Annotated in this window: 22 protein-coding genes; 8 read left to right on the forward strand and 14 right to left on the reverse strand. The window is 39.6% G+C overall.

Translation table 11 applies throughout. The features are described 5' to 3' along the window. Positions 1-3: 3 nt before the first annotated feature. The 7 genes from aroC to aroE all read right to left on the reverse strand — a co-directional run bounded on the left by aroC (position 4) and on the right by aroE (position 6755). Positions 4-1074: a chorismate synthase gene (gene aroC / locus KGF34_RS10240; RefSeq protein ID WP_252558938.1), complete on the reverse strand. Its 1071-nt coding sequence runs from the start codon at positions 1072-1074 to the stop codon at positions 4-6. Further along, complete coding sequence (gene aroA, locus KGF34_RS10245) at positions 1055-2326, reverse strand: 3-phosphoshikimate 1-carboxyvinyltransferase (RefSeq protein ID WP_252558939.1); 1272 nt, start codon at positions 2324-2326, stop codon at positions 1055-1057. Before aroA ends, aroC begins: the two co-directional genes overlap by 20 nt. A gap of 13 nt (positions 2327-2339) precedes the next feature. Further along, the gene (gene aroB / locus KGF34_RS10250) at positions 2340-3389 is read right to left on the reverse strand and encodes a 3-dehydroquinate synthase (protein WP_252558940.1); all 1050 of its coding nucleotides are present in this window, start codon (positions 3387-3389) and stop codon (positions 2340-2342) included. Positions 3390-3403: 14 nt separating this feature from the next. Beyond that, a complete protein-coding gene (locus KGF34_RS10255; protein WP_022234406.1) occupies positions 3404-4234 on the reverse strand; it encodes a prephenate dehydrogenase in 831 nt (276 codons plus the stop codon). A gap of 35 nt (positions 4235-4269) precedes the next feature. Continuing rightward, complete coding sequence (aroF, locus tag KGF34_RS10260; RefSeq protein WP_022234405.1) at positions 4270-5292, reverse strand: 3-deoxy-7-phosphoheptulonate synthase; 1023 nt, start codon at positions 5290-5292, stop codon at positions 4270-4272. 89 nt (positions 5293-5381) lie between these two features. Next, a complete protein-coding gene (locus tag KGF34_RS10265; RefSeq protein ID WP_022234404.1) occupies positions 5382-5894 on the reverse strand; it encodes a shikimate kinase in 513 nt (170 codons plus the stop codon). An 18-nt stretch (positions 5895-5912) separates the two neighbouring features. Then, positions 5913-6755: a shikimate dehydrogenase gene (gene aroE, locus KGF34_RS10270; RefSeq protein WP_178587113.1), complete on the reverse strand. Its 843-nt coding sequence runs from the start codon at positions 6753-6755 to the stop codon at positions 5913-5915. A 202-nt stretch (positions 6756-6957) separates the two neighbouring features. Between aroE and acpP the strand changes: the two genes are divergently transcribed. Next, on the forward strand, positions 6958-7185 hold the full coding sequence (gene acpP, locus KGF34_RS10275) for an acyl carrier protein (protein ID WP_022234402.1): 228 nt from the start codon (positions 6958-6960) through the stop codon (positions 7183-7185). A gap of 119 nt (positions 7186-7304) precedes the next feature. On the opposite strand, the gene KGF34_RS10280 is transcribed toward acpP, so the two are convergent. After that, on the reverse strand, positions 7305-8510 hold the full coding sequence (locus KGF34_RS10280) for an ISL3 family transposase (RefSeq protein WP_252558941.1): 1206 nt from the start codon (positions 8508-8510) through the stop codon (positions 7305-7307). A 226-nt stretch (positions 8511-8736) separates the two neighbouring features. Here KGF34_RS10280 and proS point away from each other — a divergent pair, with 226 nt between their 5' ends. The 4 genes from proS to KGF34_RS10300 all read left to right on the forward strand — a co-directional run bounded on the left by proS (position 8737) and on the right by KGF34_RS10300 (position 12242). Then, the gene (gene proS, locus KGF34_RS10285) at positions 8737-10176 is read left to right on the forward strand and encodes a proline--tRNA ligase (RefSeq protein ID WP_252558942.1); all 1440 of its coding nucleotides are present in this window, start codon (positions 8737-8739) and stop codon (positions 10174-10176) included. Between the two features lie 40 nt (positions 10177-10216). Next, on the forward strand, positions 10217-11149 hold the full coding sequence (gene metA, locus KGF34_RS10290) for a homoserine O-succinyltransferase (protein WP_022234400.1): 933 nt from the start codon (positions 10217-10219) through the stop codon (positions 11147-11149). A 144-nt stretch (positions 11150-11293) separates the two neighbouring features. Continuing rightward, positions 11294-11560, forward strand: a complete 267-nt coding sequence (locus tag KGF34_RS10295; protein WP_022234399.1) for an autorepressor SdpR family transcription factor — start codon at positions 11294-11296, stop codon at positions 11558-11560. A 1-nt stretch (position 11561) separates the two neighbouring features. After that, positions 11562-12242 (forward strand): SdpI family protein, encoded by a 681-nt coding sequence (locus KGF34_RS10300; RefSeq protein WP_252558943.1) that lies wholly within the window; start codon positions 11562-11564, stop codon positions 12240-12242. A 73-nt stretch (positions 12243-12315) separates the two neighbouring features. Here KGF34_RS10300 and KGF34_RS10305 read toward each other — a convergent pair whose 3' ends face one another. From KGF34_RS10305 to KGF34_RS10320, 4 genes are all read right to left on the reverse strand, one after another. After that, entirely contained in the window at positions 12316-12999 is a 684-nt protein-coding gene (locus tag KGF34_RS10305) for a sigma-70 family RNA polymerase sigma factor (protein ID WP_252558945.1), read from the reverse strand. Between the two features lie 5 nt (positions 13000-13004). Continuing rightward, positions 13005-13457: an anti-sigma F factor gene (gene spoIIAB, locus KGF34_RS10310; RefSeq protein ID WP_252558948.1), complete on the reverse strand. Its 453-nt coding sequence runs from the start codon at positions 13455-13457 to the stop codon at positions 13005-13007. After that, positions 13454-13756, reverse strand: a complete 303-nt coding sequence (locus KGF34_RS10315) for an anti-sigma factor antagonist (RefSeq protein WP_022234395.1) — start codon at positions 13754-13756, stop codon at positions 13454-13456. Before KGF34_RS10315 ends, spoIIAB begins: the two co-directional genes overlap by 4 nt. Positions 13757-13881: 125 nt before the next feature. Further along, positions 13882-14595: an HAD family hydrolase gene (locus KGF34_RS10320; RefSeq protein ID WP_252558949.1), complete on the reverse strand. Its 714-nt coding sequence runs from the start codon at positions 14593-14595 to the stop codon at positions 13882-13884. Positions 14596-14703: 108 nt separating this feature from the next. Between KGF34_RS10320 and KGF34_RS10325 the strand changes: the two genes are divergently transcribed. The 3 genes from KGF34_RS10325 (at position 14704) to KGF34_RS10335 (ending at position 17072) form a co-directional block, all read left to right on the forward strand. Beyond that, positions 14704-15651 carry a D-2-hydroxyacid dehydrogenase gene (locus KGF34_RS10325; RefSeq protein ID WP_252558951.1) on the forward strand — a complete coding sequence of 316 codons (948 nt, stop codon included), beginning with the start codon at positions 14704-14706 and terminating at the stop codon, positions 15649-15651. A gap of 7 nt (positions 15652-15658) precedes the next feature. Then, positions 15659-16267 carry an HD domain-containing protein gene (locus KGF34_RS10330; protein ID WP_022234392.1) on the forward strand — a complete coding sequence of 203 codons (609 nt, stop codon included), beginning with the start codon at positions 15659-15661 and terminating at the stop codon, positions 16265-16267. A 91-nt stretch (positions 16268-16358) separates the two neighbouring features. Further along, the gene (locus tag KGF34_RS10335) at positions 16359-17072 is read left to right on the forward strand and encodes a YoaK family protein (RefSeq protein WP_252558953.1); all 714 of its coding nucleotides are present in this window, start codon (positions 16359-16361) and stop codon (positions 17070-17072) included. Positions 17073-17139: 67 nt separating this feature from the next. Here KGF34_RS10335 and KGF34_RS10340 read toward each other — a convergent pair whose 3' ends face one another. Then, on the reverse strand, positions 17140-17553 hold the full coding sequence (locus tag KGF34_RS10340; RefSeq protein WP_252558955.1) for a dockerin type I repeat-containing protein: 414 nt from the start codon (positions 17551-17553) through the stop codon (positions 17140-17142). Positions 17554-17822: 269 nt separating this feature from the next. After that, on the reverse strand, positions 17823-19190 hold the full coding sequence (mgtE, locus tag KGF34_RS10345; protein ID WP_186935956.1) for a magnesium transporter: 1368 nt from the start codon (positions 19188-19190) through the stop codon (positions 17823-17825). Positions 19191-19283 lie beyond the last annotated feature (93 nt).

Here is a 19283-nt window from a genome sequence, read left to right on the forward strand (position 1 = left end):
TTATTATAAAAGATTTAATATAGCAACGGCTGTGACAGCCTCAATAACAGGCACGGCTCTCGGTACAATACACGGGTCGTGTCTGCCGTTTATAACAAGTTTTGCATTTTCTTTTTTCTGCAAATCGACTGTGTCCTGTTCTTTAGAAATAGACGGAGTAGGCTTTACTCCTGCTTTGAATATAACAGGCATACCGTTTGTGATACCGCCGAGAATACCGCCGCAGTTGTTGGTTTTTGTTACAACTTTGCCGTCTTTGTATTCAAAAGGATCATTGGACTGTGAGCCACGCATTTTAGAGAGTTCAAAGCCTTTGCCGAATTCAATGCCCTTTATTGCAGGCACACCGAAAACAGCTTTTGCGATTACACCCTCAACACCCTCAAACATCGGCTCGCCTATGCCTGCCTCAATTCCGCTTACGGCACATTCGATTGTACCGCCGATACTGTCCTGAGCAAGTCTTGCCGATTCAACTTCTGCACGCATTTTTTCTTCGACCGAATCGTCAATAAGTGCAAAAGAGCTGTTGTTTAATTTATTTATAAGTTTGTCGTCAATAGAAACAGGGTTAAAAGATTTGTCGTTTACATTGCCGATGCTTGCAATATGAGCGGCAATTTTAATACCTTTTTCTTCAAGAATCTGACGGCAGATTGCACCCGCAAAAACTATAGGAGCGGTAAGTCTGCCCGAAAAATGACCGCCGCCGCGAATATCGTTGCTTGCGTTATATTTAACATAAGCCGTGTAGTCGCTGTGACCCGGACGAGGACAATTGAGAAGATTGCCGTAGTCGCCGCTTTTTGTGTTTGTATTTTCAATTACCGCACATAACGGTGCGCCTGTAAGAGTATCTCCAAGCATACCGGAAAGTACCTTTGGCAGGTCGCTTTCTTTGCGTGGGGTTGCGGTTTTGTCTTTGCCGGGAGCTCGTCTTGACATCTGAACAAGCACTTTGTCCATATCAATTTTTACGCCGGCAGGAAGTCCGTCGATTACAACTCCTATACCGTTGCCGTGGCTTTCGCCAAAGACAGAAATTTTTATTTTTTCACCGTAGGTCGAGGACATTTGCCTTTCCTCCTATGCTGTTATAGTCTATATAAAAATCGGGGTAGCTTTTGTTAATGCTCATTGCAAAAGTGGCGGTTATATCTTCATCACTTCTTGCGGCGCAAACAGCGGCAGACATAACGATTCTGTGATCGTTGTAGCCGTTTACATTTCCTCCTTTAAGAGAAGAAACCCCTGTGATTTCAAGTCCGTCCGAAAGTTCCTTTACTTTGCCGCCGAGATTATTCAGCAATTCGGCGGTGGCTTTAAGTCGGTCACATTCTTTTATTCTTAATCTTTCGGCATTGATAATCTTTGTCGTGCCCTCTGCAAATGCCGCACATACCGAAAGTACGGGAACAAGGTCGGGAATTTGAGATGCGTCAATGGTGATTGCCTTTAATTCCCCTTTTTCAACAGTTACTTCGTTGTCAAGCTGAGTAACTTTAGCGCCGAATCGGGTAAGAATTTCAGCGCATTTCTTGTCGCCCTGCGTGGAATCCTTTGCAACTCCCTTTACGGTTACTTTACCGCTGACAGCGCCGAGTACCATAAAGAAAGCCGCCTGTGACCAGTCACCGTCTGTTGTATAGTCGCAAGTCTTATATGATTGACCGCCTTTAATATGCCAGCCTTTTTCTGTGGCTTGAATATTCACACCAAATTGTTTCATTGTGCGGATAGTCATTGCAATGTAGCCAACGCTTTCAAGCGGGGAAGTGAGTACAATTTCGCTGTCACCCTCAAGAATCGGCAGAGCAAGCAAAAGTCCTGTGATGAACTGTGAGCTTACATTGCCGGGAATTTCAAAAATTCCGCTTTTCAGCTGACCTTTGATTTCAAGGGGAAGTCCTCCCTCGGTTTTGCAGACGGTACCCGCCTTTGGCAAAGCCTCTGTAAATATTCCGATAGGGCGTTGCGGAAGTTTGCCTTTGCCCACAAATGTTGCGTTAATATTGCCGACAGCGGCAATCGGAATAAAAAATCTTAATGTACTGCCGCTTTCTCCGCAATCAAGCAAAGCGGTTTTGTTTTTATACATATTTGTGCCGTCAACTGTGAGAACATTGTTTTCAAGTACAGCGTCAGCGCCAAGTGCTTTAATACAGCCGATAGTTGCCTTAATATCGTTTGAAAGGGCAACGGGAGAAATTCTGCTTACTCCGTTTGCCATGGCTGCGCAGATTATGGCTCTGTGAACATCACTCTTTGACGGCGGTACATTTACAGTTCCGTTTGGAACAAACGGGCTGAATTTTACATCAGACATATGTATCCTCCAATCAGGTTGTGATAAAGTCGCAGAGATTGGCAAGTTCAACTTTCTTTGTAAAGCTGTCGCCTATTTTTGTTAAAAGTACAAGGTCAATTGAGCTGCCTGCTGTCTTTTTATCGCCTTTTGCAGCCTGTGCCATCTGCTCAAAGGTAGATTTATCTGTAGTCGGCAGACCGTATTTTTTGCAAAGCGCACAAATTTTGTCGGCTGTGCCTTTTTCGGTAATTCCGTGTTTTTCACCTGCTTTTGTAATAAGCACCATACCGATTGCGACAGCCATTCCGTGGCTTATGCCTTTAAAGTTATAGATTTTTTCAATAGCGTGTCCGAGAGTGTGACCGAAGTTTAAGAGCTTTCTTTCGCCTGCCTCTTTTTCGTCACGGTTTACAACATCACGCTTTATTGAAACGCAGATTTCGATAATATCTTCAATATGCTCAAGTGCATTTTGATTTTCAAGATTTTCAAAGAGTTTTTCGTCTTTAATGCAGCCGTATTTTATAACTTCACCCATACCGTCGCAAATATAATCATCGGTAAGGGTTTTGAGCGTGTCGGGGTCAATCAATACGGCAATAGGCTGATGAAATGCGCCGACAAGGTTTTTGCCCTGCGGTAAATCAACGCCTGTTTTTCCGCCTACAGATGAATCAACCTGTGAAAGGAGAGAGGTAGGAATCTGAATGAAATCAATTCCACGCAGATAGCTTGCAGCGGCAAAGCCTGCCATATCGCCCACAACACCGCCGCCGAGAGCTACAACAATATCTTTTCTTGTCATAGAAAATTCCGCAAGTGTGTTGTACATTTCCGCAATAGAGCCGAGGTGCTTTTGCTCTTCACCTGCTTTAAAAATATGTGTTGCAACTTTAAATCCCCCTTTTTCAAGAGAATTTTTCACTCTGTCCATATAAAGCGGAGCAACATTGCTGTCTGAAATTATAGTAACCTTTTCTGCCTTTGAAAGAGCCTTTGCGTATTCGCCGCATTTGTCAAGTATTCCTCTTTCAATGCAAATATCATACGGCTTGCCCGTATCTACTCTGACTGTTCTCATAATGCACCTCAATTCTATTCGCCGAGAGCAGTTTTTACCTTGTGTCCCTGCTCCAATAATTCTGCAAGAGTTTCTCTGTCTTCTGCTTTGATTGCGTCTTTAATTTTTGTAATATTGTCAATGAGTATGTCAAGCTCGGTAATAAGCGGTTCACGATTCTCAAGGAAAAGTTCGCTCCAAAGTTGTGAATTGATATTTGCAACTCGTGACACATCACGATAACTGCCGGCTGAAAATCCCTTATGATTTGGACAGCACGGACTCATTACATAAGAACAAGCCAACACATGGGGGAGCTGTGAGGTGAATGCAATCATTCTGTCGTGTTCTTCGGGAGTGGTAATTTTAACTGTGCCAAAACCGATTTTTCTTGCAAGATTGGCAAGAATTTCAATTTTATCCTCAGGTGCTCCGCACGGAGTAATTATGTAGCTTGCGTTCTTATACAGGTCAGCCTCCGAAACATCAAATCCGTTGGTTTCTTTGCCTGCCATTGGGTGACTGCCAATGAATACAAAGCCGTATTTTTTTGAAAGAGCAGAAAGACTTGGGCAAATTGCTCGCTTAATTCCCGAACTGTCGGTTACAATAGCGCCGCTTTTTATATAGCTGCCGTATTTTTCTATGAAATCTACCGCAGCCTGCGGATAAAGTGCCAAAATTATAATATCACATTCACCGAGGCTTTCGGGAGTACCGATTTTGTCGATTGCGCCCGCCTCAAGTGCCTTTTCTGCTGTTGCCTGCGTTCTGTTAATACCGATTACAAAGTTGTCGGTATATTTTTTTATAGCCTTGCAAAAGCTGCCGCCTATAATACCAAGACCGATAACGGCAATGTTCATTTTTCAGTGCCTCCGAATAAATATATAAAATAAAATTATTTGCTGTTGATTTTGTCAATTGAGCTTTTGAGTGCAAATACTTTCTTTGCAACCTTATCAAACTGTTCGGGTGTGAGTGACTGCGCACCGTCCGAAAGAGCGTGCGGCGGGTCATTATGAACCTCAATGATAAGACCGTCTGCGCCTGCGGCAACTGCCGCCATTGCAAGCGGCTCAACAAGCCATGACTTGCCTGCTGCGTGGCTTGGATCAACGATTACAGGAAGATGTGAAAGAGCCTTTACAACAGGAATTGCGGAAATATCAAGTGTATTTCTTGTAAATGTTTCGTATGTTCTTATGCCTCTCTCACAAAGAATAACCTTGTCGTTACCGCCTGCCATAATGTACTCGGCACTCATAAGCCATTCTTCAATGGTAGCGGAAAGACCTCTCTTTAAAAGAATAGGTTTGTCAATCTTGCCAAGTTCTTTTAAAAGCTCAAAGTTCTGCATATTTCTTGCGCCAACCTGAATAATGTCAACATTCTCGAACATATCAATGTGAGATGCTCTCATAATTTCGGTAACAATAGGAAGTCCTGTCTCTTTTCTTGCAATCTTTAAGAGGTCAAGACCTTCTGCTTTTAAGCCCTGGAAAGCGTACGGTGAGGTTCTCGGCTTGAATGCGCCGCCTCTTAAGAATGTTGCGCCCGATGCCTTTACGCTCTTTGCAATATCGACAATTTGAGTTTCGCTTTCAACTGAGCATGGACCTGCCATAATGTGCAGACTGCCGCCGCCGATTGTTATATCATCATTGATTTTGATTTTTGTATCGTCCGGGTGGAACTTTCTGTTAGCCTTTTTGTACGGTTCCTGAACTCTCTTAACATTTTCTACAATGTCTTGAGCGTCAATGTAGTCCATATCAATTTTAGTAGTGTCGCCGATAAGTCCGAGAACTGTTGAATGCACACCTTCCCATTTATTTACTTTTACATTGTATTCCTCTTTGAGCATATTTGTAAAATTCATAATCTGCTCGGGTGAGGCTGACGGTTTTAATACAATAATCATTTTTTAAACTATCCTTTCATTCCCATTTAAATAATTTATACATATTTTACCACTTTAAAGTGTTACAGTCAACCCTGTAATATGCGTAATTATTTTTCTTGCGTATCAATAGCGTTAAGGATTGCATATGCTGTTTTGAGCGGAGTGCTTTTGCCGCTCACCGTTATGTCAGCGGCAGAAAGATATATCGGAAGTCGCTTTTCATAAAGCTGACGCATTGCTTCATCCTTGTCGGGACGCTGTAAAAGCGGTCTTGTTGTATCGTTTTTAAGTCTTTGTTTTATAATGTCAAGCGGAACATCGAGCAGAACTATTTTGTCCTTTCCTCTGAAAGCGTCAATATTTCTTTGGAAAGTAAAAGCACCTCCGCCGGAGGCAATTACAAGTCCTTTTGTATCTGCAAGCTCCAAACAAGCCTCGTGCTCCATATCTCTGAAACGGTTTTCACCGTATTTTTCAAAGATTTCGGATACTTTCATTCCTGCCTTTTCTTCAATGTAAGAGTCCATATCAACGAACTTTCTGCCTGACTTACGGGCAAGATTTCTGCCGACGGTTGTTTTTCCGCAACCCATAAAGCCACATAAAACTATATTGTCCAATCTTAGGCCCTCCAAAAATTATCTGTTCTTTAACTCGTCAGACGCTGCAATGCATATCTTTTCGATTTCGGCGGGGTCATAAACGGAGCCGTCCCATATTTCGTGTGAAACAACAGCCTGCCATACAAGCATAGACATACCGCCGACAGCGTTTGAACCGTTTGCTTTTGCTTTTTGGATAAGTACGGTTTCGAGCGGATTATATACTGCGTCAAAAACATTTTTGCATTTTGCGATAACTTCATCGCTTACGGGCTGATTTTCAACATTAGGGAACATTCCTATAGGAGTTGCGTTGATAAGTACATCAATGTCGCCGTTAAGCTCACTGATAAGACAGTATGACGGTTGAGAACCGATAACAGTGCTCTTAATTTCTTCGCAAAGTTTCTTTGCAATTTCGACATCTTCCAATCTTACTGCAAAAAGAACGGGAATGTTTTTGAGAACAACCTCATAAGCCATTGTTCTTGCAACGCCGCCGCAGCCTAAAATTACAACTCTGCCGTTTAATTTGATTTTTGCCGCATCAAGAGCCTTTAAAAATCCGTCGGGATCTGTGGTGTAGCCTTTTGCTGTGTAATCTCTGTTGTCAACAGTGTTTACACTGCCGTACATATTTGCTTTTTCATCAATTTCATCAAGATACTGAATAATATTCTGCTTGTGAGGAATTGTAATGTTATAGCCGCTCAATTTAGATAAAATGTGGTCGTATTCATATCCGAGACTTTCCGGAGCAACATCAAGTTTTGTATAAACGGCGTCGATTCCTGCAAGCTCAAACAATTTTGTATGTATAAAAGGTGACATAGTATGTCCGATAGGATGACCGATTACTGCATATTTTTTAGTACTCATAAAAATATACCCCCTAAAAAAATTTTTGGTAAAAATAGAAAAATTTTAAAATTCTATTGACAAAAGAATAAATAAACAATAATATAATCTAAGAAGCAAACCGATTACTCGATTGCTTATTCCATTGTAGCATAAAATATGTACTTTTGTCCATAATTACAATGGATACATTAAATATTTTTTTATTATGGGAGGAATTCCAATGGTATTGGAAAAAGTTAAGGCAATTCTTGCTGAGCAGTTCGATGTTGAAGAAGATAAGGTAACAGCTGATACAGATTTACAGGAAGATCTCGGTGCTGATTCACTTGATGTAGTAGATTTACTTATGTCAATTGAAGACGAGTTCGGTGTAGAAGTTCCCGATGATGAGATTGAGAACATCAAGACTGTTGGTTCACTTGTTTCTTACATTGAGGCAAATGCATAATTGAATTAAAAACTTGAGGTCAGGCGGTTTGTCTGACCTCTTTTACTTTTTATAGGCTCTATGTCAATAGTTGGGGTAAACCCGAAAAAGAAGAATTGAAACGAACAAGCGATAGTAAATCAAGCTATCGCTTGTTTTTGCATTTGGTGAGAAAACATATGTAAAATACGGTTACGGAAACGCTTAAAATTTCTGTAACCATAAGCATTACGCTTAAGTACCTTAATCTTGTTGTTGCAGCCTTCGGTAAAACCGTTGGTGATAGCAGAAGAAAAAGAATTCAGAATACCTGGAAGCCAATTGAGCATAGAGTTAGCACATTTTACAAATTGTGCAATACCACAGTCTAAAGCAGAATTTATCCAATCAGAAAAAGCTGTTTTTGCAGACTGTCGGTCTTTGCAATCAAGGATTTTAAGGAAATCCTCTTTGTAAAAATGAGCAGTAGAAAGAGTTGGAGAAGTAAAAAGCATAACATTTACCTGTTGTTTTTGTTCGTCAGAAAGGAGGTCAAATCTTTTTAGTAAAAGCTGTCTTGATTGCTTGAAGTATCTGCGATGAGATTTGCTGAATTTCTTTTGTTCCTGCTTACGAACAGCCTCAAAAGCCCAGATAACTTGCCGTATCCAATGGTATTTATCAACAATCTGTGAGGCATTTTTAAACCACACAGAAGAAATATTAGAGTAGGGTTTCCACATATCACTGACAAAAAACTGAACCTTGTCACGCTGTGACTTATCAAAATGGTTAAAATACTCAGTTAGGAAATGCGCATATCTTTTTGGAAGAATGTCCAAAACAACCTTGTTGACAGGATCGGTGAGAATACATTGATACTTTTCACTGTTCGTATTGCCTTTAAATTCATCAATAGAAATAGCAGATGGGAGCTTTTTAGGAGCGTAGGAAACTAAATCAAAAACCCTGATTACGGAGCTTACAGAGAGGTTAACCTCTCTTGCAACGCTTGAAAAAGAAACTTCATTTCTCAATTTGTCAATGATATACAAAGACAATCTGTTAGTCATACGATGATAACGAGGGAGGAAATCGACATTTTCAGGGAAACGCTTGCCACAGGAGCAACGATATCGACGCTTATAAAGATGAATAAAGATGTGCTTGCCAAAGGCAGGAATATCCTTTATAGGCTGTTCACGATAATCGTGAACCTTATCAGTTAAATTGCCACAGCAAGGACATTTGTGAGGTTTTCGTTTTAACCGGCAGTTAATATGGATTGAATTATCAATTTCTTCAATTTTTTCTATATCAACATCTTGCAATCCTAAGAGTTTTTCGGTAAAATATTTGTAGAGCATATTTGTTCCTCCGTTTCTGGTTTCTAGTCAATTCCATTTTAACGGATTTTAGACAAATATGCTCTACTTTTTTTAAAATTATTTTTGTAGGATCTATTTGTTACCCCAACATTTATTATAGAGCCTTTTTATAATAAAAATAATGTCGGTACTTGCAAAAAAAATTAATTATAGTATAATAGAAATGTTATAATACACGAATATTTCTTAAGTTGGAGGAATGAAAATGGCAGACAACAAAAAAATGGTTGAAGCTATTACAAGCAGAGATGAAGACTTTGCTAAATGGTACACTGACATTGTAAAAAAAGCCGAGCTTGTTGATTATTCAGGCGTTAAGGGATGTATGGTTATCCGTCCTTACGGTTATGCTATTTGGGAGAATATACAGGCTGACCTTGACAGAAGATTTAAAGAAACAGGTCACGAAAATGTGTATATGCCTATGTTTATCCCTGAAAGCCTTTTACAGAAAGAAAAGGATCATGTAGAGGGTTTTGCACCTGAATGTGCATGGGTAACTGTAGGCGGCAGTGAAAAACTTAACGAGCGCCTTTGTGTTCGCCCTACTTCGGAAACTCTTTTCTGCGAACATTATCAGAAAATTATCAACACATACAGAGATCTTCCAAAACTCTACAATCAGTGGTGCAGTGTTGTAAGATGGGAAAAAACAACCCGTCCTTTCCTCAGAACTTCCGAATTCCTTTGGCAGGAAGGTCACACAATGCATGCAACGGCAGAAGAGGCAAAGGAAGAAACACTCCGTATGCTCCATGTTTACGAGGCATTCTATAAAGAAATTCTTGCTATTCCGGCTGTAATCGGCAGAAAGACAGAGAAAGAAAAGTTTGCCGGTGCAGAAGAAACCTATACAATTGAGCCGATGATGCACAACGGTGTTGCTCTCCAGGGCGGTACATCACACTACTTTGGCGATGGCTTTGCAAAGAGCTTTGGCATTACATTTACAGGCAAAGACAATAAGCAGCATTATCCGCACCAGACATCATGGGGTGTGTCAACAAGAATGATCGGTGCTATCATTATGGTTCACAGCGATGATGACGGTCTTGTGCTCCCGCCGAGAATTTCACCTGTACAGGTTGTAATTATTCCTGTTGCACAGCATAAGGAGGGCGTACTTGATAAGGCTTACGAACTTAAGGCAGAGCTTACAAAGCGTTTCAGAACTAAACTTGACGACAGCGACCACGCACCGGGCTGGAAGTTTGCTGAGTATGAGATGAAAGGCGTGCCTGTAAGAGTTGAGATTGGCCCTAAGGATATAGAAAAGGGTCAGTGCGTAGTTGTAAGAAGAGATACCCGTGAGAAGTATTTTGTACCGCTTGAGGGACTTTCCGATTATATTGCAGAGCTTCTTGATACAATTCATAACGATATGTATGAAAGAGCACGCAAGAATACAGAAGAAAAAACATTTACAGCAACAAACTTTGACGAATTTGTTGATACCGCCAAGAATCACCCGGGCTTTATTAAGGCTATGTGGTGCGGCGACAGCGCTTGTGAAGATAAACTCAAGGATGCTACAGGCGGTGTTAAGAGCCGTTGTATTCCTTTTGTCGAGGAGCACATCAGCGATGTTTGTGTATGCTGCGGCAAACCTGCTAAGCACCAGGTTTATTGGGGCAAGCAGTATTAATTGATTTTATATTTGAAATGTATAAGGAGGTGCTGAGGCTATGCCGATTAAGGTTCAGAGCAATTTGCCTGCAATAAAGGTGCTTGAGTCTGAGAATATTTTTGTTATGCCAAACGAAATAGCGATAAAGCAGGATATTCGTCCGCTTAAGATTATTATTTTAAACCTGATGCCGACAAAAATTACAACCGAAACCCAGCTTCTAAGACTTTTGGGCAACAGTCCTCTACAGGTTGACATTGAGCTTTTGCAGATGGCATCGCATACATCAAAAAACACCTCACCTCATCACCTGACTACTTTTTATAAAACCTTTGACCAAATAAAGGATGAAACCTTTGACGGTATGATAATCACGGGCGCACCGGTTGAACAGCTTGAGTTTGAAGATGTTGACTATTGGGAAGAGCTTTGCAAGATTATGGAATGGTCAAAGCACAATGTTTATTCCACACTCCACATTTGTTGGGGTGCGCAGGCGGGTTTGTATTATCATTACGGTATCCAAAAGCATAAACTTAAGGAAAAGTTAAGCGGTATTTATAATCATACGATTTTAGACCCGCATCATCCGCTTATGCGTGGCTTTGACGATACTTTCTGTATTCCTCATTCAAGATATACGGGAGTAAGGGAAGATGATATACGCAGAAACAGCGCACTTGAAATCCTTGCAGTGTCAGAGCTTGCGGGAGTGGCTATAGTTACCAATAAATCCGGCAGACAGGTATTTGTAATGGGACACGCCGAGTATGACAGAGATACCCTTGCAAGCGAGTATTTTCGTGATGAGAACAAGGGAATCAATCCGAAAGTTCCGTACAATTACTTTCCGAATGACGATGCGTCGCTCACACCGCCAATGGTGTGGAGAAGTAACGCAACATTGCTTTTTACAAATTGGCTTAACTATTATGTATATCAGGCAACACCGTACGATTTACAGGACTTGCTTGAAAAATATCCGCATTAAACTAAAAACCATGAGCAGTTCATTTTGGACTGCTCTTTTTGTATGCTTATAAATATCTGTTGACAAATACGAATAAATTGATATAATAGTATTAGTTAATTAGATAATTAACTAATTAACTAATACATAAAAGGGGTGATTTTTATGGGAGATGTATGGAAAGCTTTGGCTGACCCTACAAGGCGAAAAATACTTAAACTTTTAAAAAAGGATAGTTTAAATGCCGGAGAAATTGCTGCGGAATTTAATATGACCAAACCATCAATAAGTAATCATCTCAGTATTTTAAAGCAAGCTGACCTTGTGGATTCAGAAAAAATAGGTCAAAATGTAATTTATTCGTTGAAAACAAGCGTATTGGAAGATATGTTAAAAATGTTGTCCGATTTAACAGGCAGAGAGGATAAATAATATGAAAAAATATATTTTGTTAATTATATCATTGATTAATATTGCTGTAACAGGTGTTTTTATTGCTTTTAATCCAAATGAAGAGTTGCCCTCACATTATAATGTTAATGGGATTGCAGATGCCTATTCATCAAAATGGATGCTTTTATTTATTCCGAGTATTCTTGTATTGTTTTCAATTATATATGCGATTTACGCAAAGGTTAAAGAAAATGATGAAAACTATAAGTCGTACCGAAAATATGCCGTAAGATGTATAGTATCAATTTTTGCTTTTTTGTTTTTATTTTTTTGGATGCTGATTGCACTGATATTGCAAAATAAAGTAAATATAGATAATCTGTTTTTACCGTTAATTTGTATTTTTATGGGCTGTATGTTTGTTTATTTATTCAATTTAATGCCTAAAATAAAGCAAAATTCTTTGCTTGGCATACGAACAAACGCCACATTGAGCAGTAAATCCGTTTGGAAAAAAGTACATCGCTTTGCAGCTTATTTTGGAGTGATGTGTGGAATTGCAGTAATAATATTAGGCATAATTTCATTATTCATAATAAATATAAGTAATGTATTGTTCTTTATATCAATTATTATAGTATTGGTAAGCGCAATAGTTCCTGCAATATACGGAGAAATAATATATTCAAAGGAAAGAACATCAAATAATTACATAGAATAAACATTATAAAATCCCGATAAGGCAAAAAATTCACCTTATCGGGATTTTTACAATTTACAAGACAGTTGCAGAGCTAAACGCTCATTTTTTCTCGTATGAGGGCAAGAATTTTGCGTTCTCTGCGGCTGATCTGCACCTGCGTCATTGCAAGGCAGTCGGCGGTTTGTGATTGGGTTTTATTCTGAAAATAGCGCAGATGTATAATCTTTCTGTCACGCTCATCAAGTTCGGCAATTGCATCATTAAGGCTCAACCGTTCGGTGATTTCTTCTTGCGAATCGCTTACGGGTATGTCTATTCGGGAATTTCCCTCATCATCATAATCGGCATTAAGGGATAGGGGAGAAGAGCCGGCAGAAAGCGCCTCGCAAATCTTATCTTCACTTACATTCAAAGCCTGCGAAAGCTCGGTAACGCTCATTTCTCTGCCGTTGTTTTTTTCGTACTCGGTATTAAGTCTGCAAATTTTCATTGAAAGTTCCTTAAGAGTGCGACTAACCCGTACAGAACCTCCGTCACGAAATATACGCTTGATTTCTCCCAATATAACCGGTACGGCATAGGTAGAGAATTTTAGTCCACGGCTTTCGTCAAAACGCTCTACGGCTTTTGCAAGTCCCAAACAACCTGCCGAAAACAGTTCTTCGTATTCCACTCCTTTGCCTGTAAAATGCTTACAGCAGGAATGGACAAGTCCCATATGCTTTTGTGCGAGAGAGTTTTTATCCCCGATAATATCACCACGGCTTTCCGACATACCGTTTAACGACCTCTTGAAAGGAATCTGCCCGATGAAATGACTTTTTCAAGCGTAACGGCAGTGCCTTTTCCGACAGTGGATTTGACTTTTACTTTGTCGCAAAAGCTCTGCATAACCGCAAAGCCAAGACCTGCTCTGTCTTCTTCGGGAGCGGTGGTAAAGAGCGGTTCCATTGCCTTTTCAATGTCTGCAATGCCGCAGCCTTTGTCACGAATTTTTATTACTACTTTGTTGTTTTCGTAAATTTTTCCGTTTATGTAGACAGTTCCGCTTTCTCTGCGGTAGCCATGCACAATGCAATTTGTTACAGCCTCGGAAACTGCGGTTTTTATGTCTGAAAGTTCGGCAACGGTTGGATCAAGACCGATGACGAATGCAGAAACCGCACTTCGGGCAAAAGCCTCGTTACTGCTTTTTGACGGAAAGCTAAGGCTCATTTCGTTTATTAAATTCATCTCAGCACCCCCAATCCCTCAAGCCCGGAAAGAGCAAACAGCCTGTACATATTTTCGGGTATGTTAATTACCCTGACAGAACCTCCGAGTAATTTCATCTGGCGGTATCTTCCGAGTACAAGACCGATTCCTGAGCTGTCCATAAACGATACCCCGGAAAAGTCAAGGTTTAACAGCTTTGGCTTAATTGATTCACAGATTCCGTCAAGCTTTGTGCGTATTCTTGCGGCAGAGTCATGGTCAAGTTCACCCTCAATGAACGCTGTCAGCACATTGTTTTCAAATTTTGTTTTGAGCATTTTAAACATCCTTTTTACTGAAAATTCAGCTCGCTATTTTGCCTTATAAAGGCAAATAAAAACTCCATAACTATATAATAATAGATATGGAGTGAAAATTTTGTTTTATTATGTTGCAGATAAAATTATTTGTTAAGTGTGGTCAGATAATTATAAAAATCCTCAAAACTTCCGTTTTTGTATGATGAATAATCCTTATCATTACGGTTTATAATGCAGTCGGTAATTAAAAATGTGTCAAAACCGAGTTCGGCGGAGCACAAATCTTCGTCAACATCATTGCCGACCATAAGGCTTTCTTTTGGAGAAATGCTGCATTTTTCGCATAAATCTTTAAAATACAGAAGATTGGGTTTACAGCTTGACGAGTTGTCATAAACGGTAATATATTCAAAATCTTCGGGATTAAGTCCTGCCCATTCAAGTCTTTTATATGTAGCCGGCTTAGGAAAAATCGGGTTTGTTGCGGCAATTACTTTGTATCCGTTTTCTTTTGCAAAATCAACACATTTTTTTGCATAAGGATTAACGAAGGTTGCGGTCTTTGCGGCGACAAATTCATTATTATAATAATCGGTAAACATATCTTCGTATTTAATAAGGTCAACACCACTTACTTTTGCGGCGGCTTTCCAAAACACATCTCTGTTAAGTGCGGAACCGTCGTTTTTAGCCATGGCGCCAAGCCCTGCCATTATAGAATCGGTAAGCGCTTTCGGCTCGATTTTAAGTACAGGTATCATTTTTTCGCAGAGTGAACCAAAATAATATTTAACAAATTCGTGAACATCCATAGGTAAAAGTGTGCCGTCAACATCAAATAAAATATTTTTGTACATAGTCATACCTCCACAATAATTATACATTTTTTGTCAAATGATTGCAAGATTAAAAAAATTGTGTATAATAAAATTAGATTTTTAACTTATAAAAACGGAGGTAACAGTATGAAAATTGTACTGACGGACGCACAAACTGTTGTGGATAATCTTGTACCTGCCGACCGACTTTCACAGTTCGGCGAAGTGGTGCAGTACGGACTTCTCACATATGATGAGGTCGCAGAAAAGATTGCGGACGCAGATATGGTTATCTGCAACAAAACCCGACTTGACGAGGGTTCATTAAAACTTGCAAAGAATTTAAAATATATCGGACTTTTTGCCACAGGATACAATAACATTGATATAGAATATTGCAGAAAGCACGGTATTACAGTCTGCAATGCGGGTTCGTATTCCACAAATGCCGTTGCACAGCATACTTTTGCATTAATTTTGGAGCATTACAGCAAGGTACGTGAATATGCAAAATTTGTTGCCGACGGTCAATGGAAAAGGAGCAAGACTTTTTCGCCGTTTGTATATCCGCTAAACGAGCTTGCAGGAAAAACAATAGGTATTGTAGGATTTGGAAGTATCGGAAGTGCGGTTGCAAAAATTGCGCAGGCATTTGAAATGAAAGTCCTTACGTATAATCGTTCCGAAAAACAGGCTGACGGAGTGGAGTTTGTAAGTTTTGACGAGTTGCTTGAAAGGAGCGACATTGTAACGGTTCATTGCCCGCTTAACAGCGATTCGGATAAAATGTTTGGCAAAGAGCAGTTTGCAAAAATGAAAAACAATGCATTGTTTGTGAATACCGCAAGGGGTGGAGTAATGGCAGAGAACGACCTTTACGATGCGTTGCAGAATGATATTATCGGCGGAGCGGCAGTAGATACCTTGGTTGTTGAGCCTATGGAGGAGGACTGTATTTTAATGCAGGCAAAGAATTGCATTATAACTCCTCACATCGCATGGGCGCCCGTTGAGACAAGGGAAAGATTGATGAATATTGTTGCAGACAATATCGGTTCATTTATAAACGGCACTCCTAAGAATGTTGTAAGTTGAGGTAATTATGGACGAAAGGCTTAAAAAGCAATTTGACTTTATAAAGGAAATTGACAAGGAAAAATTCATACAGCGTCAGACATTGCTTACAGGCGGAGAGCGCAAGGAAAACGATGCCGAGCACGCATGGCATATGGCGCTTATGACCGTGCTTTTGAGTGAGTATGCCAACGAAAAAATAGATGTTTTAAAAACGGTTACAATGCTTTTACTGCACGATATTGTGGAGATTGACGCAGGAGATACCTATTGTTATGACGAAGAGGGCAAGAAAACTCAACACGAAAGGGAACAGAAAGCGGCAGACAGAATTTTCGGACTTTTGCCCGACGACCAGTGCGAAAAGCTTAAAAATCTTTGGATTGAATTTGAAAATGCCGAAACAGCCGAGGCAAAATTTGCCCATACTATGGACAATGTTCAGCCCGTAATGCTGAATGACGCAACAGACGGTAAGATGTGGGCAGAGAGAAAAATAAAATTAAGCCAGGTGCTTGGCAGGCAAAAGAACACCCCAAAAGGTTCTGAAATTTTGGCGGAATATTCTTACAACAATTTTATAAAGCCGAATGTCGAAAAAGGCAGATTAATTGACGATACACAAAAAGATAGCTGAAAACCCCGTTCTTATCAGCGCTTTTATAATTGAATTTTGTCGCTTGTTGTGATATAATTATGAGCGAAAAACTAATAAAAGGGCGATAATCGTGGAGAAAAATGTTAAAAAAGAAGCGTGGCTACACTTTTGTGTAAGCTCAATCGGCGGATTTATGGGTGCGTACGCAATCATAAATCATTGCGACCTGCTTGCCTCATCGCAAACATCAAATATGATACATATTGTACATAATTTGTTTGAGCCGGAACATTCTTTATTAATTTATATGGTGCTTGCCGCTTTGGTGTATGCTTGCGGTAATGTGACATATGTGTTGCTCCACAAATTTATAAAACTTGATACAAAAATAATAAGTCTTGGTTTGACATCGGTTACTTTTATACTTGTAAGCGTGCTTAATTTTGTAGAAAATGCGTACCTTGCAATGCTGCCGCTGTTTTTTGCCGCTCCTATTCAATGGAACGCTTACGCAGGCGATGCGGGATATGGCAGTTCAACAATTTTTTCGACTAATAATATAAGACAAACGGTAACATCGCTTACATCTTATCTTATTGACGGCGACATAAAGATGAAACGCAAAGCGCAGTTTTTCGGAATGACATTGCTTTTCTTCCATATAGGCGTTGCTCTTGCAAGCGTGGCTGAAATTTTTTGGGCAAGGGAGAGCATATGGTTAGGATTTTTACCGCTTGCAGTGTCAGTTGTGTGCTGTATGTGGTACAAAGAGGTAAAGGTATTTTCTTTCGGCAAAAAGTCGGAAGCCTTAGAATCCATTGTTGAGGAACAAGTTAATATTTAATTATAATAATCTATAAAAAAGCCTTGCAGGATTTTGCCTGCAAGGCTTTTGTTGTGTGCAGATAAGCTTATGAATTTGCAATGAGTTGTTGTATATCTGTTACATCAAGCACATCTATTATGCCGTTCTGATTGTAGTCGGCAAGCATTTTTTGCTCATCGGAAAAATCTTTAGATTGAGAAATATACATTTGTAATTCCGTTACATCATTAACTGATATTTTTCCGTCTGAATTTAGATCGCCTAATAAACTGTCTAAAGTGATTTCTTTTCCAATATTATAATTAGTATCGTTGCCATTTATGAATCGGCTTATTTGAATTGCATCAGCAACATCAATAAGTTCATCATTATTTACATCTGCAATTCTTTTATCAATGTAATTACCGGTAGCGAGATATTGCATTAATAGTTCGACATCTTCCATGGTGATGTAACCGTCATAATTAATATCTCCTATTATTGATTTTGCATAATTCATATTTACAATCATATATTTTTTATCAGACGATACATTGTTATCTGATGATATTACAATGTAATATCAACCGTTTGGCAAAGTAAATGAACAGTCGGCAGTTTCTATATTTTCTTTTGATAATACCAATTCGTCAGTATGTGATTTGCTCGGCGGCTACAGAGAATTATCGGCAAAACAACAAAACATAGCTTTGGGAGTGATTTTAGGCTTGCTCAATTCCGAAAAAAATTAAGGTCATATCTGCTGTATTTGCAGATATGACCTGTTTTTTAAATATGAAGAATTGTTGTTGCAATTCCAAAGTAAATTAAAAGTGATAAGGCGTCGCAAATTGTGGTGATGAGCGGAGATGCCATTACGGCAGGGTCAACACCGATTTTGTGTGCGACCATAGGCAAGAACGAACCTATGAGTTTTGCCATTATAATAGTTCCGATAAGTGTAAGCGAAACTACAAGTCCGATAAAAAGGGCGTTTTCTTTGCCGTTTAAATCGAATATCATCAATTTTATAAAATTTGCGGCGGCAAGAGTGACACCGCAAAGGATAGATACTCTAAACTCTTTCCACAATACCTTGACTGCATTGCAGAATTTGATTTCACCAAGCGACAGAGCACGGATAACCGATACCGAAGCCTGCGAACCGGCGTTACCGCCTGTACCTGTAATCATCGGAATAAATGACGAAAGCACGATTACGCTCGCAAGCGCAGATTCAAAATGAGATATGATAGCACTTGTAAATGTGGCTGAAAGCATAAGTACAAGCAGCCACGGAATACGCTTTTTGTAAATTCCGAAAACACTTGTTTTCATATAAGGCTTATCGGAAGGCATTACGGCAGCCATTTTTTCAATATCCTCGGTTGCCTCTTCCTGCAATACATCAATAGCATCGTCGATTGTTACAATGCCGACAAGTCTGTTTTCGGTATCTACAACGGGGAGCGCAAGAAAATTATAGTTAGAAAACATCTGCGCTACTTTCTCCTGGTCGTCAAGAGTGTTTACACAAATTACATTTTCTTCCATTATCTCCGAAACAATAACATCATCGTCAGATAAAAGCAGATCCTTTACGCTTGTAATACCGATAAGTTTTGAGTTGTCATCCGTAACATAACAAATGTAGATAGTTTCTTTATCTACACCTGTTCGTCTGATTCTTTTTATAGATTGCTCGGCTGTCATTTCGGGACGAAGTACAATGTACTCGGTTGTCATAATTGAGCCTGCACTGTCCTCGGGATATTTGAGCAGTTCGTTAACAGTTTTTCTTGTATCCTTGTCTGCTTGCTTTAAAATTCGCTTAACAACATTTGCGGGCATTTCCTCAACAAGGTCAACCACATCGTCAATAAAAAGCTCGTCAACAACTTCTTTAAGCTCTGTATCGCTGAATCCGTGAATCAAGAGCTTTTGAGTTTCGTCATCCATTTCCACAAATGTTTCGGCGGCAAGCTCTTTCGGCAAAATTCTGAAAAGCAGAGGAGTTTTTTCGTCCTGCAGCTCTTCAAATATAGTAGCAATATCGTATGGCTTAAGGGTGACAAGAATATCTCTTAGAGTGTTAAACTTTTTTTCTTCAAGCAGCACTCTGATAGTTTCGGTTATACCAACCTTAACTGTTTCCATCATCTTTCCTCCTTCAGCTGTTTAGGGAGTAAAGACGAGCACCATATTCAGTTTATATATTGAGCGACAAAAAATGAACGCAATAGCGGTCAT

It is taken from the genome of Ruminococcus sp. FMBCY1, assembly GCF_023921805.1.
Lineage (GTDB): Bacteria > Bacillota > Clostridia > Oscillospirales > Acutalibacteraceae > Ruminococcoides > Ruminococcoides intestinale_A.

Bases quoted from the DNA above. Each gene is read 5' to 3' on its own strand.
- aroE (WP_178587113.1), bottom strand. From the start codon at position 6,755: ATGAGTACTAAAAAATATGCAGTAATCGGTCATCCTATCGGACATACT.
- spoIIAB (WP_252558948.1), bottom strand. From the start codon at position 13,457: ATGAATTTAATAAACGAAATGAGCCTTAGCTTTCCGTCAAAAAGCAGT.
- KGF34_RS10255 (WP_022234406.1), bottom strand. From the start codon at position 4,234: ATGAACATTGCCGTTATCGGTCTTGGTATTATAGGCGGCAGCTTTTGC.
- KGF34_RS10300 (WP_252558943.1), top strand. From the start codon at position 11,562: ATGAAAAAATATATTTTGTTAATTATATCATTGATTAATATTGCTGTA.
- aroA (WP_252558939.1), bottom strand. From the start codon at position 2,326: ATGTCTGATGTAAAATTCAGCCCGTTTGTTCCAAACGGAACTGTAAAT.
- KGF34_RS10280 (WP_252558941.1), bottom strand. From the start codon at position 8,510: ATGCTCTACAAATATTTTACCGAAAAACTCTTAGGATTGCAAGATGTT.
- KGF34_RS10320 (WP_252558949.1), bottom strand. From the start codon at position 14,595: ATGTACAAAAATATTTTATTTGATGTTGACGGCACACTTTTACCTATG.
- metA (WP_022234400.1), top strand. From the start codon at position 10,217: ATGCCGATTAAGGTTCAGAGCAATTTGCCTGCAATAAAGGTGCTTGAG.
- mgtE (WP_186935956.1), bottom strand. From the start codon at position 19,190: ATGGAAACAGTTAAGGTTGGTATAACCGAAACTATCAGAGTGCTGCTT.
- KGF34_RS10295 (WP_022234399.1), top strand. From the start codon at position 11,294: ATGGGAGATGTATGGAAAGCTTTGGCTGACCCTACAAGGCGAAAAATA.
- aroB (WP_252558940.1), bottom strand. From the start codon at position 3,389: ATGAGAACAGTCAGAGTAGATACGGGCAAGCCGTATGATATTTGCATT.
- KGF34_RS10305 (WP_252558945.1), bottom strand. From the start codon at position 12,999: ATGTCGGAAAGCCGTGGTGATATTATCGGGGATAAAAACTCTCTCGCA.
- acpP (WP_022234402.1), top strand. From the start codon at position 6,958: ATGGTATTGGAAAAAGTTAAGGCAATTCTTGCTGAGCAGTTCGATGTT.
- KGF34_RS10340 (WP_252558955.1), bottom strand. From the start codon at position 17,553: ATGAATTATGCAAAATCAATAATAGGAGATATTAATTATGACGGTTAC.
- KGF34_RS10325 (WP_252558951.1), top strand. From the start codon at position 14,704: ATGAAAATTGTACTGACGGACGCACAAACTGTTGTGGATAATCTTGTA.
- aroF (WP_022234405.1), bottom strand. From the start codon at position 5,292: ATGATTATTGTATTAAAACCGTCAGCCTCACCCGAGCAGATTATGAAT.
- proS (WP_252558942.1), top strand. From the start codon at position 8,737: ATGGCAGACAACAAAAAAATGGTTGAAGCTATTACAAGCAGAGATGAA.
- KGF34_RS10330 (WP_022234392.1), top strand. From the start codon at position 15,659: ATGGACGAAAGGCTTAAAAAGCAATTTGACTTTATAAAGGAAATTGAC.
- aroC (WP_252558938.1), bottom strand. From the start codon at position 1,074: ATGTCCTCGACCTACGGTGAAAAAATAAAAATTTCTGTCTTTGGCGAA.
- KGF34_RS10315 (WP_022234395.1), bottom strand. From the start codon at position 13,756: ATGCTCAAAACAAAATTTGAAAACAATGTGCTGACAGCGTTCATTGAG.